This window comes from Sphaerimonospora mesophila (genome assembly GCF_001417795.1).
Taxonomy (GTDB): domain Bacteria; phylum Actinomycetota; class Actinomycetes; order Streptosporangiales; family Streptosporangiaceae; genus Sphaerimonospora; species Sphaerimonospora mesophila.
This window is the reverse complement of record NZ_BCBX01000052.1, coordinates 33,341-51,290: the sequence shown is the minus strand read 5'-3', so window position 1 is coordinate 51,290 and position 17,950 is coordinate 33,341. Positions and strand designations below refer to the sequence as shown.

Genomic DNA, 17,950 nt, shown 5'->3' with positions numbered 1-17,950 from the left:
TATTTTCACTTTATGTCAAGATCCATCCGACCCATGATCGCAACTGATTGAAAGGTCGGAATGAACACACATCTGCCGAGGCCGCGCGCGTTACCCCGCGGCTACCGCCGCCATACCGCGCCGGTAGCCGCTCTCGTACTGACCTCATCTCTGATGGTCGCCCTGCCCGCTGCCGCGGATCCCTCACCCCCTCCCGCGTCGCCTACCTCCGCTCCGGCCGCCACCGACCCGGTGGAAGCCGCCAAACAGGAGGCCAAGAAACAGAACGAGCGGATCGAGATCACCGCCGCTCGCAGCGAGACATCGACCACGTTCGCCAACCCCGACGGCAAGACGTTCCACACCGAACTGCACTCCACCCCCATCCGGGTGAAGGACAAGAACGGCGCCTGGCAGCCAATCGACACGCGCCTGGTGGAAGAGGGCGGCGTCATCCGACCCAGATCAGCGAAGGGTGCATTGGAGCTGTCTCCGGGTGGCGACACCCAGCTGATCAAAATCAAGGGCGACAAGGGCGCGGCCACCATCGCCGCACCGGGCAAGCTGCCCAAGGCCGAACTGGCGGGCAGCACGGCCACCTACCGCAACGCCTACGGGCCCGGGACGGATCTGGTCATCACCGCCACCCCTACGGGGTACCGGCAGGAGATCGTGATCCGCCAACGCCCGGCCAAGGACCTCAAGTTTCACATTCCGATCGGCCTGCCCAAGGGGCTGAAGTTCGGCAAGGCGTCCGGTGCCACGCCGTCGGTGCTGGACGGCGAAGGTAAGAAGTTCGCCGAACTGCCTGCAGCGATGATGATCGACGCTGCGGCGATGGACAACCCGGAGAAGGGCAAGACAGGAACCGCCCCTGCTGCTCTCGAGCAGACGGCCAAGGGTGACGCCGTGGTCTTGACTGCGAAGGCTGATTTCCTGGCCGACCCGGCGGTGACCTACCCGGTCACCGTGGTGACCGCCTCCGACACCTGGATCGGTGCCGGGGTTCCCGCCGATACCTTCGTCAGCGACAGTTACCCGAGTGGGCAGAGCAACAGCAGCCTGGACCGGGTCATCGCCGGCCGGTCCAACTCCGGTACGGTCACCTGGCGCGGCTACGTCCGCTTCGACTTCCCTCAGGAACTGTTGGGCGGAACGGTCCTCAACGGTGACCTGCGGCTGTGGAACCACCGGTCGCATACCTGCAGTCACACCGACAGTCCCGGCATCGTAGCCAGAATGATCACCACCGAGTGGACTGCAGCCAGCCTGACGTTGAACAACCAGCCCTCGGTGACCACCACCGGTCAGGTGGGCCTCAAGGGCGCCTACGACGAGAACAGCTGCCCGCAGGGAGAAGGCGAGCTGTGGTACTCCATCGAGCAAATGGTCCAAAGCTGGATGGACGGCACACCGCATCGCGGCGTCCAGCTCAGCTCCGCCAGCGAGGCCGTGAGCCAGAATTGGCGCTGGTACCGCTCATCCGAATATGGCGGCTACGACACCTACCCCTACACACCCCGCGGCCCGGTCCTCATTATCGACTACGAACCCGTTCAAACCGCTGAGATCGGAACGTTTCAGTACGGCGAATGGGATACCTCGCAGCGGTCGCTGGATGAGCAGCGGGCACGGCAGACGGAGGACGAGGTCCCGCCCTTCACCAACCCGTCGGATGAGGAGGCACGGCAGGCGGCTCTTAACTCCGATGTACGCGTCTCCGTCAACGCCAATGAGCTGCAGGCACCCTCGCACCTGACTGGTGAGGAACTGGAGGAGTTCGCCGAGGACGAAGGAGGAGGGTTCGAGGATTATCCGGAACCTGAGCCAGAACAGGACACAGTGGCCCCTCAAGTGCTGACGAATCCCGCTGACGGCGATATCGAGGTCCCCACCGATGTCGAAATCCGGGTCGCCTTCACCGAATCGGTGACAGGTCAGATGTTCGCGCTGAAGGATTCAGCGGGAACCGACGTGGGCTTCAGTACTACGCCCATCGGCGATGATCCGGATACAGAGGAAGTCGAGCCCAGCGATCAGGGGTGGGTGCTCAAGCCTGGGCAGCCGCTGAAAGAAGCCGAAGGTTATCGCATCGAGGTTGCGTCCGCCAGGGACTCAGCCGGAAACGTCATGGCCAATTATGCCGCCACATTCACGACGGTGGGAGGAGCGGCCCCCACCCCCACCCCGACCCCGACTCCTGTGTCAGGGTTGGTGGCTGCCTACGGTATGGAGGAGGGCGCCGGTACGGTGGTGGCTGATGCGTCGGGGCAGAATAACACCGGTACGGCCCGCAACACGACGTGGGTTTCCGACGGCAGGCACGGCAAGGCGTTGTCGTTCAACGGCACGTCTAGTTGGGTCACCGTCAACGATGCGCCCTCGCTGCGTCTGTCGACCGGCATGACGCTATCGGCCTGGGTCAAGCCGTCCACCGTCGCCGGCTGGCGTACCGTTGTGCTGAAGGAGCTCGTCGGCGAGGAGTATTTCTCCTACGCTCTGTACGCGTCCGATGGGGAGGCTCCGTCCGGATCACTCGGAATGGAGAATGCAGAGCAGGACGCCGACGTTTGGGGCGACACGGCTCTGCCGATCAACGTCTGGAGCCATCTGGCCGTCACGTATGACGGCAGTCGCCTCCGGTTGTACGTCGATGGCAGCGAAGTCGGCCAGGTCGCCGCCAGCGGCAGGGTCGACTTCGACGGTGGTGCGCTGCGCATCGGCGGCAACAGCATGTGGGGCGAGTACTTCAAGGGTCTGATCGACGAGGTGCGCGTCTACGATCGTGCCCAGACCCAAGCCGAGATTCAGACTGACATGAACACCCCGATCAGTGGTGGCACGTCCCCGACGCCGACCCCCACGCCGACGCCAACGCCGACCCCCACCCCGACGCCGAGTCCTGTGTCAGGGTTGGTGGCTGCCTATGGTATGGAGGAGGGCGCAGGTACGGTCGTGGCGGATGCCTCCGGCCAGAACAACACCGGCACTGCCCGTGACACCACGTGGGTTTCCGACGGCAGGCATGGCAAGGCGTTGTCGTTCAACGGCACCTCCAGTTGGGTCACGGTCAATGATGCGCCGTCGCTGCGCTTGTCGACCGGGATGACGCTGTCGGCCTGGGTCAAACCATCCACCGTCACTGACTGGCGCCCTGTGGTGCTGAAGGAACTTGTCGGCGACGATTACCTGTCCTATGCCCTGTACGCGTCCGTCGAGGATGGCGCTCCAGCGGGATGGCTTGCGATGGAGGACATGGAGCAGGACGCCGAGGTGGGAGGTATCACAGCGCTGCCGATCAACACCTGGAGCCATCTGGCCCTCACTTACGACGGCACCACCGCCCGGCTGTATGTCAACGGCAACCAAGTCGGCCAAGTCCCCACCCAAAGCCGCCTCGACATCGACAGCGGTGCGTTGCGCATTGGTGGCAACGGCGTGTGGGGTGAATTCTTCAACGGTTTGATCGATGAGGTCCGCGTTTACAATCGCGCCCAAACTCGAACAGAGATCCAAACCGACATGAACACCCCGATCGGTACTGCTACGGTGACCGGTGTCCACGCACTGGCGGAAGCGAATTCGGAGACGGAGCCGACGACCTCCGCTCCCACCATCGCAAAGATGGCAGTATCCGGTTCCACGGTAGCGGACGGCAAGGCGACCGTGTCCACCCTCACACCGCGGCTCGCGGTCTGGGTGTCCCGACGCAGGAGCCGCCCGGCGACTGTGGAAGTCGAGGTCGCCCACACGCCGACAAAGTCGGCGAGGGGCAAGCGACTGATCTGGTCGGGGAAGGCAGCGGGCAGTTCCAAGAAATCGCATGTTGACCTGAAGATCCCCGCTGGGAAGCTGCATGACGGCCAGCACATACGCTGGCGGGCCAGGGTCGGTGCCAATGGCGCGTGGTCGCTCTGGCAGGACCTGATCATCGACACCAAGGCCAAGACACGGGAAGCGCGGCTGGATCCCTCCGCTTCAGCAGACACCGCGCTCGCCTTGGCGGACGACGCACTTGTGGAGGAGTGCTGGAGGAACGAGCAGCAGGCCAGGAACCCGGTCAGCGACGGCTACCTGCCGAGGCGCCAGAACTGGTGTGCCATTCAGCAGGTCGCAGACGGCGACGCGCGATTCGGTACCAAAAATATGATCAACGGCATCTTCGCCGACGCCACGATTATCGGATATACCTACAATAATGGCGAGGGGGCCCCCAGGAACCTACGTTACAGCCACTATCGGATATCCCTCAAAAATGTGACTCCAGTCGGGGGTGCCTACACAAACTGGGCATGGATAGCCTTCGGTATCAGCACAGAGGGCACCTCCTGTCAGATTGGAGGGACCAGATATGAAGAAGGTAGCTGGCAGCAGTGGCGGGACGGAAAGACCGTTGAATTCACCGTCTTGTCATATGAGTCGAACGGCCGGGAGACCGATAAGATCGAATGGTGCTACCCCAAGTTCTACTCCAAATTCTGGCTTCGTGGCGTCCCGTCCTCAAAGCCGAAGTACTATTGGTCTGATGCCAAGCCACAAGTCCGGTGCGATTCGGCTTCCTATATCACCAAGTACTATGGCAGTGGCTGTGTCTTCGATGAGGCCACGGCGGTCTACGAGACAACCGAAACTCGTCCGGGAATTCCGTGGGATCCCATGGGTGCCCCCGACAACATCAATAGGGCGTATCGAAGCGTTCCGGCCCACATCTGGACGGCACAGCATAAGCCAGAGCTGACCATTCCAAAGCGTGTCGGTAAACTAATCCATGGCCACTGGCTGGGTACTGGCGAACCGCTCTCGAGACAGATCAATGGAACCTGGAAAAGAAAGAACAATACAAAGGCCCGCGACCTATGCAGGAAGCTTTTCCCAGATTACGATCGCAAGGACATGGTGCTCGGTGACGCGAGGTATCAGAAGGTGTACCAGTGCGATGAGTTTCCCTTCCAGTCCACTATGCAGGGAACATGGGTCTCGGTCGAGCGAGTAAACAGCCCGGACGCCTATGCGTACTCGGTCAGGCCCGTATGGCACGTACGCAACAGGGAGGACGGTACTCAGCTCGGCGTCTTCTATGGCACGCAACGCATCCTTGCAGTAGATGGCAACCGCAGGACGGTAACCCTTGATCGATTCTATGTAGAGGCATATGTGCCTGGGCAGAACCCGCACCAGTAGCTGTAAGCTCCAAGCCACGTCTTCCGGGATCGCAGGTCGAGCCTCGCGATCCCGGAAGACCTGCACAGAAAGGTTGATCGGCTCGTGCTAGATAAGATCGTCGCCCGTTACGACGACATGCTCGGTCTCCTTGGCTTGGACACCTTCGCGTTCACGGTGACGGTGCCCGACTCCGGCATTCTCACGGTCGAGGATGCCGTACGTCGCCTCGGATTCGACCCCGCCGCGCTGCTTGACTCGGGTGAGCCGCACAGCGGACACGACCTGTCCCTCTACCAGGTCGGCACCGGCATCGTCACGCTCAACTGGACCAACCCTTATGACGACCTCAAACAGGTGACCGATCGGCTCGCCGGAGACGGCTTCCGGCACTGGTACCTGTCCTACGACATCGAAGGCAACACCGTCATATACGCCCGCTATGGAGAGACCGAGGGTTGCCTGGAGTATCCCGAGCCGGGATGGTTTCCGTTCACTCCCCCGACGGATTACTTTGGTCCGCTGAGGCACTACTCCGAACTCCTGCTAAGTGCTTATGACACCGAGGAGGCGGAGGCACAGGTGGACGTCAACGCGGCCTGCCTGGCTGTGATCGAGGCGGAAAGCGGCGTTCGTTTCGACGAAGGACTGCTGGACAGTCCTCCTCATTCGGTTCTGCCGATCTCCATGTAGAACTGTCGGGCTCATTCGCTGTGGTCGGTCGGGGTTGCGTCCACGGAAGTGGTGTAAGAGTTTGCGCTGGTAAAGGCGTGGCGTCGTGAAAGGAGCACTGCCATCGCGTGATCCTTCGTGATTGCTAAGTCAAGATCGAAGGAGAAGAATGCGATGGCCGTAAACGCGACTGGTCGGCATTTTCCCCAACCGGGAGGCGATCATCCGCCTGGTCGGCGTCGTGCTCGCCGAGCAGACCGATGAATGGACCGAAGCCCGGCGCTACATGGGCCTGGACGTCCTGGCCAAAGCACGCCTACGCGTAATCCCTGGCGACACACCGGAGCAGGAGCAGCTCCCCGACGCCCTCACCGCTTAACCTGCAGAAGCGGATCACGCGGTGGCAGCTCGTACACCACTTCCCTGGACGTGACCGTGGTCGGCTCACATCCCCACCAAGGGCGCGACCGTCACGCGGCGAAGGACCATGATTAAGCCATCCTGGAAATGACTTCACGGAAGAGGTCTTCCCGGAACTAATCGGAGCACGATCTAGGTCCCGGTCCGGTCTCCGGTCGTCGTCATGCCGCACCGCTGTCCGACCGGCCAACCCCGCCCCACGATCGTCGGCGACCCAGGAGAGCATATGGGCCGGACCTTCCACGAGGACTCGGCAGACGAGTCGCGGGACGACATCCTCACTGGTCGGGGTGTCGGTAAGAAACGTGTCATGAGCCCCAAACGGCGTTGATCTGGTCGTGACTTGCCTGGTCAATACTGGACGGACATGACACACCCCCCGATGCGCATCGACGAGTTGGTCGAGCACTGGACGGTCCTGGACGAGGAGCGCGACCTCATTGCCGGAAAGCGCGGCGCGACGCGGCTGGGCTTCGCGATCTTGCTGAAGTTCTACACGCGGTACGGCCGGTTCCCGCGAGGTCGCTCGGAGCTGCCGGACGACGTGGTCGAGCATGTGGCCAAGCAGGTCCAGGTTCCTGCCTCGGAGCTCGGCTTCTACGAGTGGTCCGGCTCCACGATCGAGTACCACCGCAATCAGATCCGCACGCGCCTGGGTTTTCGCATCTGCACGACCGCGGACGCGGCGAAGGTGACGGTGTGGCTGGCCGAGAACGTGGCGCACGCCGAGCGGCGGCTGGAGTGGGTACGGGAGGAACTGCTCAAGCATCTACGGGAGGAGAGGATCGAACCGCCCACCTCTGGACGGATCTCCCGGATCGTGGCCTCGGCCCTGCACAACGCGGAGGTCACCTGGTCGCTGCGGATCACCTCCCGGTTGAGCTCCGAGACGACGCAGCGCATCTACGCCCTGGTCGGCATCGCCGATGAAAGCTGTGCGGGAGCCGGGGCGGCCGGCGACCATCAGGTGCCCACTGGCGGGACGCCTGCCGGGGAAGACGACGACTTCGACCTGCTGGCGTTCATCAAGTCGGCGCCGGGCAACGTGAGCCTGGAGTCGATGATGACTGAGATCCGCAAACTGGCGGCAGTGCGCTCGATCGAGCTGCCACCGGGGTTGTTCGCCGACGTGGCGCCCAAGGTGCTGGCGGCCTGGCGGGCCCGGGCGGCGGTGGAGGCGCCCTCGCACATGCGCACGCACCCGCGCGAGCTGACGGTTCTCCTGTTGGCGGCGCTGGTTCACGAGCGCGAGCGGGAGATCACCGACACGCTGGTGGAGTTGCTGATCGCCACCGTGCATCGAATCAAGGCGCGGGCCGACAGCAAGGTGACCAAGGAACTGATCAATGCGTTCAAGCGGGTGACGGGGAAGGAGAACATTCTGTTCAAGGTCGCCGACGCCGCCCTTGGACATCCCGATGATGCTGTCCGGGAGGTCATCTTCCCGGCGGTCAGCGGTGGCGAGCAGACGTTGCGGGACCTGGTGCACGAGTTCAAGACGAAGGGTCCGGCCTATCGGACCACGGTGCAGACCACGCTGCGCGCCTCCTACACCAACCATTACCGCCGCGGTCTGGTCGCGCTGCTGGAGACCTTGGAGTTCAAGAGCAACAACACCGCCTATCAGCCGGTGACCCGGGCGCTGGAGTTGATCCGCCGCTACGCGAAGGCGGGCAACACCACCTACTACCCACGCGGCGAGACGGTGCCCGAGCACCGCGGGACAGCCGGGGCCTGGGAAGACCTGGTGTTCAAGAACGACAAGCGCGGGCGCCGGCTCGTGGTGCGGATGGTGTATGAGATCGTCACCTTCCAGGCGCTGCGCGACGCGCTGCGGTGCAAGGAGATCTGGGTGGTCGGTGCCCACTTCTTCCGTGACCCAGAGGAGGACCTGCCCAAGGACTTCGCCACCCGCCGCGTCGAGAACTACGCCGAGCTGCGCAAACCGCTGGACCCCCAAGAATTCATCGCCGAGTTGAAGGCCGAGATGCGCGCCGAGCTTGAGGCGCTGAACGCGGCGTTGCCCAGGCTGGACTGGGTGGAGATCTCCGAGCGCAAGTCCGGTGCGATCAAGCTGACGAAGATCGGCCCGGCGGAGGAGCCGCGGAACCTTCGCAAGATCAAGGCGGAGGTGAGCCGCCGCTGGGGCTCGGTCCCGCTGATCGACATGCTCAAGGAGGCGGTGCTGCGCACCGGCTGCCTGAACGCCGTCACCTCGCTGGCGGGCAACTCCAGCCTCAAGCCCGAGGTCCTGTCCGAGCGCCTCATGCTCGCGATCTACGCCTACGGCACCAACACCGGTATCCGGGCCGTCGCCTCCGGCAGTCATGCTCACAGTGAGGATGACATCCGGTACGTGCGGCGCCGCTACCTGACCCCGTAGATCGCCACCGACATCGCGATCGCCATCGCGGATGCGACCTTCGCCGCCCGGGACGTGGAGTTGTGGGGCGAGGGGACGACCACGGTCGCCTCCGACTCCACGCACGTGCGCGCCTACGATCAAAATATCTTCACCGAGTGGCACTCCCGCTACGGAGGCCGCGGCATCCTCATCTACTGGCACATCGAGCGCGGGTCCATGGTCGTGCACTCCCAGACGCTGCGCGCGTCGGCCTCCGAGGTGCACGCGATGGTCGAGGGCGCCGTACGGCACGGCACCGCCATGAAGGTCGAGGGCAACTATGTGGACTCCCACGGCCAATCGGAAATCGGCTTCGGCGTGACCAGGCTCCTGGGCTTCGACCTGCTGCCGCGCATCAAGCAGATCAACAAGGTCAAGCTGTATCGGGTGGAGAGCGGTGAAAGCGACCTTTATCCGCGGCTGACGCCGGCGATGATCCGGCCGATCCGCTGGGAGGTGATCGAGCAGAACTACGATCAGATGATCAAGTATGCGACCGCTATCAAACGGGGAACCGCCTCCACCGAGGCGATCTTGCGCCGGTTCACCGAGTCTGCCTCCCATCCGACCTACCAGGCCATGCTGGAGGTCGGCCGCGCGCAGAAGACCATCTTCGTCGCCCGCTACCTCCGTCTCCGCGAACTACAGCGGGAGATCCAGGAAGGGCTCAACGTGGTGGAGACCTCCAACGGCGCCAACAGCGTCATCTTCTACGGCAAGGGCGGCGACATCGCCACCAACCGACGCGAGGAACTGGAGATGACCGTCTTGTGCCTGCGCATCCTGCAGGCCGCGCTCGTCTACATCAACACCCTCATGCTCCAGGACGTCCTGGCCGAGCCGGAGTGGGCCAAGCTGCTCAAGCCCGCCGACCGCCGCGGGCTGACTCCCCTGTTCTGGCAACACGTCCAGCCCTACGGTGAGGTACGGCTGGACGTCGCCAAGCGCCTGCCGCTGGGCGGCGCTACGGATGCTGCGCGCCCGGGTGACCTATAGTCCAGGATCGCGATGTTGCCCTACGGGTTCGGCGATCTGCTGGGCCGTGTAGCTCATCGCACGTTCCTTTCAGTCGCCGGCACCTTCGACGCGGTGCCGAGTGGTGAACGTCCCCCGGCCCTGCATCCTCTAGATCAGGCCTGCCCTCGGAGGGAGGGCTCGCGTGATCGTGATCAGCAGTGGTGAACGGACACCGAGGTGGGCGGCGGAGTCGGCGATGACCTCGGCCAGCCACCCGACCGCGTCACACGACCACTCGGCGAGCTCCCCGCGCAGCACCACGCCGTGCAGGGGCGGGCCGTTCCAGAAACTGTCGTCGAACGGCGGAGGAAGGACGTCATCTCGGCTGGTGACCTCGTGAGACCGGTAACCGAACACGTCCTGGTCCAGGTGACCGAGGCGGTCGGTGAGCCGCTCCACAGCAGCGGGAATCGAGGGATCCTGGCCGCTGTTGATGCCGACCTCCACCGGTGTCCTCGCCTCTGGGGCGCACTCGGCGAACCAATCGATTGTCAGTATCGACGGTACGGCCGCGTACGGTGGACGAGCCGAAGCGTCCAGACCCTGAACCGGTATGAGGATCTGTATCGCGGAGAGGTGCGGCGTACCGGCCCGCGCCGTCGTGTCCATAGCGCACCGCAGGAACGGCTGTACGGGAAGCGGCCGGTCACCGGCCGGCGCGCTTGCCTCCACCTGGAACCACGAGATCAGCCCCGCCCCGGGAGCAGCCAGGGGGTGGTTCCATCCGGCGTCGTTCATGGCCCACAGGCCGGAGACATCGAACGGGTCGTCCCCTCGCACCGCGGCTGTCCCATCGAGCCAGCCCATGGCGAGCGACCGCTGATAGAACAGTTGGTAAGCGTCGTGCTCAGGGTCGTGCCAGGGGTGCGGGACCAGCTCGCCGTAGAAAGCGGCGAACATGGTGCCCGCGGTCCGACGGCCCGCGGGCACCACACCCGGCTGTGCTGGGACGCCGCGCTCCGGCATGCTGGGTTCTCCCTTTGTCCCGCCGCTGCGACGTCCCTCACATTAGTTCACCCGGCAGTTGACGTCCGCCTGGTTCATCGGCTTCTCAGCGGTGTCGATCTCGCCGATCACGTCGACGTCCACGTGGTTCCGCCACGAAGTCGCCAGGGTGCTATCGCAGTCGTGGCGTGCCACCGTACGCCAGCTGCTCCCGCCACCGGGCTTGAGTTCCTCGACCGGCGAACACGCTTTCTGCCGCCAAGTGTTGTCCGTGTACCACTCGTAGAGGCAGTTCTGCACGTTGGCACGGTCGTTGCTGCAGTTCCCCTTGTCCCACCACCCGTGGCCGGACACCACCACCCCGGTGCTGGATCGGTGTGGATTGTCCCTTCCACTGACCGGTGTGCAGCCGATCAGTGCTGTTTCCGAATCTGTCGTCGGGCCTTCGACTGCAGGAATTACCCGGCCGGCGCTGTCCAGGTAGACCGCTGTCTTGTCGGCACCCGGGGGTGCTATCCCCGGCACAGCGTCCGCAGCCGGGGCCTGCAGCCTGGAATGTTCCCCACCAGGAGAGACGAGATCGGGGGTGGCTGCCTGCGCGGAGGCGGGCATACCCGTGATCGCAAGGACGGCGATTGCCGCGCCGAGAGCCAAGCGCTTGAGAGCGAACAAGCAAGATCCTTTCGACGGTGAGGGGGCAAGCCCTCGAAAGGGAGATCACTGCCGCCGGTGGCGGATATGCACTCCGCGACAACGACTTGTGTGATCAACTGGTGCGCCCACCATGACTCACATGACAGCCAGATGTGAAGATCTTGACATAGCCATGTCGACAAGTTAGAGGGAAAGGTGTATTTCCTTATAAAGATCGATATGCGGCCAGGTCAGATGCATTGATCCACTGACGGAGCGCAACACCAGGACCAATTAGGAACGTGACAAAGCTCACACCGTGAGGGATGCCTGCTGCGTGGCTTCCGGTCCTCGATGGCCGAATACGGCGCGCCCGGGATGATGCCGGACGCGGCCCGGCTGGGGATGCACGGCTCCCCAACCCTGCTGATAAACGGCGTCGGCGTCTTCACCTCGCCGAACATCTCGGCCAGCTTCTCCTGCCGCTCTACAACGACGAGACCGGCCCGACCGGCGGCGCCCCCTCGGTGACAGCACTGCGCGAGGCGCCGGATGACGTTGTCGGCAACGAAGCAAGGGATAAGTCACCATTCGCCGATTCGGCTCTTCACCTCCTACGCCGTCTCCGTCTTGTCAGGGTTGAGGTGGCGATAGATGGTGGCGCGGCCGACACCGAGCCGATCGGCGATCTGCTGGACGGTGTACTTACGCTTGCCGTCCGGGCCCTTCATCTCATACAGCGCGCGGGCCATCTCGACTCCGTCGGCGTCCAGAGCAGGGGGCCGGCCGCCGACACGGCCGCGAGCGCGCGCGGAGGCGAGCCCTTCAAGGGTGCCCTCCACGATGAGCTCACGCAGGAACTCATCGAACGCGCCGAACATGTGGAACTGCAGACGCCCGGTCGGGGTAGAGGTGTCGATGCCCTGCTTGATCACCAGCAGGTCGACTTCGCGCCGTCGCAGGTCGGCGGCCAGATCCAGCAGATGGCGCAAGGAGCGGGCCGCCCGGGACAAGCGGGTGATGACGAAGGTGTCACCCGGTCGCAAGTAGTCCAGGGCTTTGTCCAGCTCGGGCCTGCGGTCGAGCTTGCCGGATGCCTTGTCGATGAAGATACGGTCACATCCGGCGGATGCCAGCGCGTCGCGCTGGCTGTCGGGATTCTGGTCGCGAGTGCTGACCCGGCCGTAGCCGATCTTGCTCACATGGGAAGTGTTTCACAAACGGTTGCCTGGTGCAGTAATGAGACGTTGATTTCGGGCGTGGCTTTTGAGAACGGCCGACCTGGGGAGCCACGGAAGCGACAAGATCGACTGACCGCGTCTCGATAACGATCGATTCCGGACAAGATCACAGCAGGGCCGGTCGAGGTCCGGCGCGGTGAACCTCGCGACGAGGACGTGGGCAGAACCGCTCGTTTGGGGCCCATGACACGTTTCTTACCGGCACCCCTGGTCCCGAAGCGCACCTCCTCGAGAGTGGAGGCGGGGCCCGCCGACCGTACGGCGGTCCGGACGGCATCCACGTCTACGGACGGGTCGGCTTGAAGCGGGCCGCGCTGTGAGCGGTCTGCCTGACGTCCGTCACGGAGTCGAAGCTTGGCAGCCCGCCGTCGATGCCGCACCGGTCGCGCGCACACGAAGCCCGTTCCACGTCTACCTGGACAACCTCAAAAGCGAGGAGTCCAAGCGGACCATGCGCGGCTGCCTGAATCGCATTGCCCGCGTGGTCGCCGGCCTCGACGACGAGCAGTGGCAGCAGCTCACCCCCGACCAGCGAGGCGAGTTCGGCGCCACTCTGGACTGGGGGCAGCTCACCTACGCCCATACCAGCCGAATCCGCGCGATGCTCCTTGAACAAGGTTGGTCTCCCGCCCACGTCAACAAGCACCTCAACGCACTCCGGTGTGTCCTCAACGAGGCGTGGCGGCTGGGCCTGATGGACTCCGAGACCTACCACCGGGCCGCCGACGTCGGATCCGTCGATGGCATCCGCGAAGCCGCCGACAATGATGTCCCTTCGGAGGTCGTCGCCGTCCTTCTCGGGGTTTGTGACGCTGAAACCGCTGACGGCACCGATGCCGGGCTTCTCATCGGCGCCCGCGACGGCGCGATCATCGCGACCCTGTACTCCACCGGCTGCCGCCGCTCCGAACTCGCCGCCTTCACCATGGCCGACTACCGGCCGGGCGACCGGTCGCTGAAGGTTCGCGGCAAAGGCGACAAGGAACGCAGGGTGTATCTCATCCCCGACGCCGTCGGCTGGCTCGAACGGTGGATCGCCGTACGCGGCCGAACCCCCGGCGCTCTGTTCCCGCTCCTATATAAAGATGGCCGCAAACGCATATGGATCAACTCCCCGTCAGCCACGACGGGGGGAGCCATTGGCCCATCGGCCGTGGAGGTGTCGCCAAGCTGCGAGATACTCCGTCAGCTGGCGAAACCGAAGATGGCGGTGGCGATCCACATGGTGTCCCCGGTGGGGGTCACCTCGATCGCGGCGCCGGCCGTGCTCGCCTGGGCGACCGGGCCTGTGAACAGCAGTCCGATCATGGCGGCTCCGCCGCCGAGGACGACGCGGCGGCCCATGATCGACGTCGACTGGGGGAAGGGCATGCGCACGATGGCTCCTGGGGTCAGAACAAGGACAGTGGTGGCCCGTTGAGGACGGGGACGACGACGCCGTCCCAGATCGCCACCTGGACCACCGCCAAGACGACGAACAGTGAAGCGGGGACGGCGGCCCGAACCCACCCAGGGGCGCGGCGGCCAAGCGTGCCTATCACGAGGAGGGCCAGGCAACCGAGGCCGAGCGGTGCCGCGACCGCGAGCTCCCGCCAGCCGAGTGGCCAGCACGAGGCGTAGACGCAGTGGGCCGTACCGGTGAGCTCAAAATTCGACTCGAGGTAGGAGAACAGCGCGAGCCAGCCGAGCGTCCAGATGCCGCCGGCGAGGGAGACGGGGTCGGCCCACCTGACCCATGCGCGCGGCCCCGTGAACAGGGCGAGGCCGGCAGCGGTCACCGCCGTGAGGACCGCCCACGACGGCGTCGGGGCAAGGGTGGGGCGCATGATGGTGTGCGAGGTTATACGGACATATGCGAGTTGGGCACCGCCGAAGCTGATCCAGTACGTGCCGACGAACGCGAGCAGCGCCCCGGCGACGGCCCACCCCGATGCGCGCCCCGCGGGCGTCGGGGTCTGGGGAAGAGGTTCCCACGCCGGTGCTCATGCGCCGAGCTGGGCGAGAACCCGCCCGAAGGCCTGTCCGCACGTCTCCGCCTGGGCCTGGGACGGGAGGTTATCGGCACCCGCGGCTTGACGGAGGAAATCGACGGTGACCGGAAAGTTTTCGATCGGTCCGACGTCGATGCCGTCGACGAGCTTGGCGAAGGCGGCGCCGATGTTGCTCTCGGATGAACCGAAGCGATCCGCATAAAACTTCCGGATGCGCTGCGCCGAGGTCATACGCCACAGGCCGCGGCTTGACGACGACAGAGTGCCGCCCCCGCTGTCCTTCAAAGCTTTGGCGATGAGCCACGAGTCGACATCGGCGATGACATCTGCATATCCGAAGCCCGATGAGTTGACACTGCCAAGATTCGTGGTCATCCACGACATCAGGTCGGGTTTCGCCGGAAGCTTGTCGTAGACGCCCCATGCCTGGAGGAGGTCGAGGGGCCACCCGCCGAGGTCGCCGAGGCCGTAGTCATCGTGGGCCGTTTCGATGCCCCACGCTCGATATCCGAGCATTGTCACGGCCCAGTGCGCGACATCGCGGTTGCTCGCCGGCTTCGCCGGTGAGAACGACGCGAGCGCATTCTCGCAGGCCCTGCGCGCAGCGGCTGCATACTTGTCTGCGTCAATCTGCGGTGTGTACAGGTTCCAGAGCCCGCGATAATTGTTACCCCAGTACTCCGGCACGCGGAGGTGGTGGAGTAGGTATTCGGGAACGGCGACGACCCACTGCTTGATCGGGTTCAAGATGCTGTCGGCCTCCTTGATCGCCTGCTCACAGGCGACCTCAGCCCGGCATATCCACTCGAATACGACGTCGAAGCCGGTAGCCGAGGGCGACCCGTCCCGTTCGACAGGTGGCCCGACGACCCCGGACAGGTCGATCGCGGCGGCACGTGAGGATACTACGTCGTGGTCAACGGGGATCGACGTGCCGCCGAGGCTCTCCGTGACCTCGACGATCTGGTTGTAGTGCCATTTTTCCGGCATGGGGAAACCCATGTTGCCGGAGAACCCGGTCGACATCCCGGCAACGAACGCACCCTCGGCTTTCCCCTCGTCCAGGATGACCTGGCAGACGTTGCGAGTGCCGTAGACCCCGACCTTGAAGGACCCGTTGAGTGTGGAGTCCATGACCTCGTTGACACCTTCGAAGAAGTCGAGGACCGGACCATGGATCGTCTCGCCCACGGGGTCGAAGTCGACGCTGAAGAACACCATGCTGTCCCAAGGTAAGCCAAGGGTGCGGCACCGCTCGATGGCCTCCAGGCCCTGGATGCGGCCGGCTTCCCTGGTCAGATGGCCTTGTGAGCCCCCCGCGTTTGAGGCAGGGCTCCAGCGGTGGCGCTCCCAACGTCTCGAGGTCGGTCAAGCGTGATGTGCTGTCGATCTCGCCTGGCTGTGCCATTGGCTGAAAGTACCAGCAAGATCGCTATCAAAACGACATTGGGCCGCCCGGCTGGCGCTCGCCTCCGATCAGTGCGCTGAGCAGCCCGCGGCGGACCCGCTGAGGCGCGCCGAGTACGAGGCCGGAAAGGCTCCATCTTCAACCTCTGAGAAATTCACGCGAGTTGATCATTCTCGGCCTACAGCCCGATCCCGCGCATGGGGTTGTCGTTCCATCGGTCGACCTGGCGGATGTATCCGGCGACCACGGGGGAGCCGTCGGCCCATCGGCCGTGCGAGGTGATCGCCGACATGGGGGCGCCGGCCTTGGCCGCAGAGGTGGCGCCGCCGGCGCGCAACCCGTGGGCGCTGTAGGAACTGGCCTTATCGAGCGCGGCGCGCTTGGCGGCGCGTTTGACGATGATGTTGATGGCCTGACCGGTGATCCGTTCCCCGGTGCCCCTGCCGGCGCGGACGGGGCCGGTGCCTCCGATCCGGCCGTGCCGATCGACCGGCCGGAGCAGCGCCCCGGCGGTAACGCCGTGCTCGGCGAGGACGGCAAGCCATACCCGGACCACGCGCACCGGACAGGTATCGCGGTGCGAGCCGTAGGGAATAGCGACCGTCTCACCCTGGGCGTCCTGATCGGTCTTCGATGTCGCGATGTAGACCTCGATGCCATCGTCGGTGAACGAGAGATCGGCGATGTCGAGCGCGGCGATCTCGGAGCGGCGGCCCATGAGAGCGAAGCCGAGTACCAGGACGGCGCGGTCACGGATGCCGAGCACGGTGTCTCCCGAAAGAGCCGCGATCAACGCGCGCAAGCGGTCGATGGTGATCGGGGGAGATTTGCGGACCCGGCGGCCCTTCTTAGCCTGATCCCGTCGGTAGGCGCGCAGCGCCAGGCGGGCGGCCTTCGTGTTCGGCTTGGTGGCGCCCGCGTGGTCATGGGCGGCCAGGATGCAGGCGAGCGCGCGATCGATCGTCGACGGCGCATAGCCGGTCGCCGACAGATGGGCCACATAGTTGGCCAGCGTCGCACCGGTGGCCGGAACCGGGGTACGGCCGGTCTCGGCGCACCACCGTATATAGAGGTGCCAGTCGTGGGCGTAGCCGATCCGGGTGTTCTCGGCCAGGCCCTCGAAGACAAGGCGGGCCGCCTCCTCGGTCAGCGTGTCGTCGTCGGCCGCCGTCACGATGTCCGGCATGGCAGTGTGCGGAACGGCGAGAAGCTCGCCATCGCCCGCCGGGACGAGATCCACGCGGCTCCTCCTCGCCGTGATTCTGAATATCGATAAGTGAGCTTAACGTGAGTTAGAGGCGGTGAGCACGGGACGCGGCGACAGAGCCGCTGTCTCGCCTCAGCAGAACTGATCGGAGGGAAAGATCTTCAGTACAGTGGCTCAGTGGGTGACGCCGGTGAGCCATACCGTGGTGTCTGCGCGCTACCAGCAGCAGACGGTGGCCGCACTCCAAAGCGAACTGGGTGAACCAGGTCAAAAGGTCCTAGGGTCGAGTCGTCATGAGCCTCAAGCGAGCGGCTCGCCCAGGTCACCGTCGTGACCTTCATTGCACCGAATCTAGATGGTCCTGTTGTTGATCTTGTGCTGCCGCTCCGCCTAGCTGGTTACGAGGTCTCCCGGATGCTCTGGAGGAACCTCCCGGAGCCGTCGTCGAGCATCCAGAAGGACCAGCCGTTGCGGTTCGGGCTGACGCCGGGCTTGTAGTGTGCCACCACGGCTCGGGCCGCACCGGTCGGCGTCTTGAAGCTCCGCCCGGCGAGAGGTCCCGACGTGATGTCGATGCGCGTAGTCCTCTGGTCGTATTTGCCCTGCGTGCGGTGGCCCTCGTAGTCGGCGTACACCGCCACGTCGCTGGCTGCCTCCCGTTGCTCCGATTCCTCCTTTGCGGGCGGCGGCATGCTCGCCGCAGCCACCAGCCGCGCAACCACCTCACCCGCCGTGCACCCGCTCATGCGGGCCGCAAACTCGAGCGACCGGTACGTCTGCTCGTCCACCTCGACTGTCTCAGGCATAGCCTCTCCTCTCTATAGAGGGACATTAGCGCAGAGGGAGGAGAATAAGCAAGCAAACAGAGAGAAC

At 64.6% G+C, this 17,950-nt stretch carries 10 protein-coding genes and 2 pseudogenes; 5 read left to right on the top strand and 7 right to left on the bottom strand.

Annotated elements, in window-relative coordinates; genetic code table 11:
- Window positions 1–153 precede the first annotated feature (153 nt).
- The 4 genes and pseudogenes from AP234_RS30440 (at window position 154) to AP234_RS30425 (ending at window position 9,631) form a co-directional block, all read left to right on the top strand.
- Entirely contained in the window at window positions 154–5,160 is a 5,007-nt protein-coding gene (locus tag AP234_RS30440) for a LamG-like jellyroll fold domain-containing protein (RefSeq protein WP_055483200.1), read from the top strand.
- A gap of 84 nt (window positions 5,161–5,244) precedes the next feature.
- Entirely contained in the window at window positions 5,245–5,832 is a 588-nt protein-coding gene (locus tag AP234_RS30435; protein ID WP_055483199.1) for a hypothetical protein, read from the top strand.
- Window positions 5,833–5,995: 163 nt separating this feature from the next.
- A pseudogene (locus AP234_RS30430) lies at window positions 5,996–6,190 on the top strand (transposase); the annotation flags it as partial.
- A 408-nt stretch (window positions 6,191–6,598) separates the two neighbouring features.
- A pseudogene (locus AP234_RS30425) lies at window positions 6,599–9,631 on the top strand (Tn3 family transposase).
- 129 nt (window positions 9,632–9,760) lie between these two features.
- Here the strand turns inward: AP234_RS30425 and AP234_RS30420 are convergent.
- The 3 genes from AP234_RS30420 to AP234_RS30410 form a co-directional block, all read right to left on the bottom strand.
- The gene (locus AP234_RS30420; protein ID WP_055483197.1) at window positions 9,761–10,618 is read right to left on the bottom strand and encodes a hypothetical protein; all 858 of its coding nucleotides are present in this window, start codon (window positions 10,616–10,618) and stop codon (window positions 9,761–9,763) included.
- A 42-nt stretch (window positions 10,619–10,660) separates the two neighbouring features.
- Complete coding sequence (locus AP234_RS38225; protein ID WP_200926789.1) at window positions 10,661–11,269, bottom strand: hypothetical protein; 609 nt, start codon at window positions 11,267–11,269, stop codon at window positions 10,661–10,663.
- Between the two features lie 575 nt (window positions 11,270–11,844).
- A complete protein-coding gene (locus tag AP234_RS30410; RefSeq protein WP_055483195.1) occupies window positions 11,845–12,432 on the bottom strand; it encodes a recombinase family protein in 588 nt (195 codons plus the stop codon).
- 355 nt (window positions 12,433–12,787) lie between these two features.
- On the opposite strand from AP234_RS30410, the gene AP234_RS30405 reads away from it, so the two are divergent.
- Complete coding sequence (locus AP234_RS30405; RefSeq protein ID WP_055483194.1) at window positions 12,788–13,891, top strand: tyrosine-type recombinase/integrase; 1,104 nt, start codon at window positions 12,788–12,790, stop codon at window positions 13,889–13,891.
- On the opposite strand, the gene AP234_RS30400 is transcribed toward AP234_RS30405, so the two are convergent.
- The 4 genes from AP234_RS30400 to AP234_RS30385 all read right to left on the bottom strand — a co-directional run bounded on the left by AP234_RS30400 (window position 13,863) and on the right by AP234_RS30385 (window position 17,883).
- On the bottom strand, window positions 13,863–14,297 hold the full coding sequence (locus AP234_RS30400) for a hypothetical protein (protein WP_055483193.1): 435 nt from the start codon (window positions 14,295–14,297) through the stop codon (window positions 13,863–13,865). The genes AP234_RS30405 and AP234_RS30400 overlap by 29 nt on opposite strands.
- A gap of 156 nt (window positions 14,298–14,453) precedes the next feature.
- The gene (locus AP234_RS35560) at window positions 14,454–15,761 is read right to left on the bottom strand and encodes a glycoside hydrolase domain-containing protein (protein ID WP_083502581.1); all 1,308 of its coding nucleotides are present in this window, start codon (window positions 15,759–15,761) and stop codon (window positions 14,454–14,456) included.
- Between the two features lie 287 nt (window positions 15,762–16,048).
- Window positions 16,049–17,110 (bottom strand): site-specific integrase, encoded by a 1,062-nt coding sequence (locus AP234_RS34420; RefSeq protein ID WP_200926788.1) that lies wholly within the window; start codon window positions 17,108–17,110, stop codon window positions 16,049–16,051.
- 365 nt (window positions 17,111–17,475) lie between these two features.
- Entirely contained in the window at window positions 17,476–17,883 is a 408-nt protein-coding gene (locus AP234_RS30385; protein WP_055483191.1) for a hypothetical protein, read from the bottom strand.
- Between the last annotated feature and the right edge of the window lie 67 nt (window positions 17,884–17,950).